The organism is Treponema sp. R6D11, assembly GCF_054786075.1.
On record NZ_BDHD01000410.1, the window covers coordinates 1 to 1,126 of the forward strand.

Consider the following 1,126-nt stretch of genomic DNA (forward strand, 5'->3'; position numbering starts at 1 on the left):
GATATAAACAAAATGCAAATATTCTTAGTGATATTTTGCAAAAAAGGGGGATTTTATGAAGATTAAATTCAAACTGAGCATCGTAGTAATTTCGATCATGGCTGCCGTGATAGCGGGAATTACCTCGCTGTTGTTGTGGCAGTCGTCTAAAAACACTCTGCAGTTAAGCCTGCGGAGCCAGGAGAATTTGGCAAATAGCCGCGCCGAATTCTGGAAAGGGCAGGAAGAAGGCTATATCCGCGCATTAAACACCCTGGGAAACGTAATGGGGGACTATGAAACCGTAAAGCCGGAAGATCGCAGGGACAAGTACGACGAACTTCTGAAATCGGCTCTGAATGAAGAGCCTCAGATGGTTACCCTTTATACGGTCTGGAAACGAGCTTGCAAGCAATATGACGGAAACCGCGGCGGCGATGAACCAGATTACGGCAAATATCCAGAACATCAAAGAACAGGTGGCGAATCAAAACACGTCGGTATCCGAAACAGGATCCAATATGGAACAGATTACGACCAACATCGACAGGCTGAACGGGTATGTGGAAAAGCAATCAAACAATGTGGCGAAATCGTCCAGCGCCATTGAGGAAATGCTTGCAAACATACAATCCGTAACCCGTACGCTTGTAAAAAACGGAGAAAGCGTGGACGAACTGACTTCGGCCTCCAAGCTTGGTAGCGAATGTCTGCGGCAGGCGGTAGATGATATGCAAGAAATCGCCAACGAATCTGAAGGGCTTCTTAAGATCAACGATGTAATGCAAGATATAGCAAGCCAGACCAACCTGCTTTCCATGAACGCGGCGATTGAAGCGGCGCACGCCGGTCCCGCCGGAAAGGGTTTTGCCGTCGTCGCCGACGAAATACGCAAACTGGCTGAAAGCTCCGGCGAACAGTCAAAGATGATCGGAGCGACGATCACGAAGATAAAAAACGCGATTGATAAGGTCAGCGAATCTACAGCTAACACGCTTACCAGATTCGAAGTTATCGATAGCGACGTAAAAACGGTGTCGGATCAGGAAGGGGTCATCCGCAACGCTATGGAAGAACAGAACGAGGGCAGTAAGAACATTCTGGAAGCCGTAGGCAGCTTAAACGAAATTACAGGTCAGGTTAAGGA

Annotated in this window: 1 pseudogene; it reads left to right on the top strand. The window is 47.8% G+C overall.

Annotated features, from left to right (window positions below):
- Positions 1-374 precede the first annotated feature (374 nt).
- Positions 375-1,126, top strand: a pseudogene (locus ACYVTD_RS13565) (methyl-accepting chemotaxis protein); the annotation flags it as partial.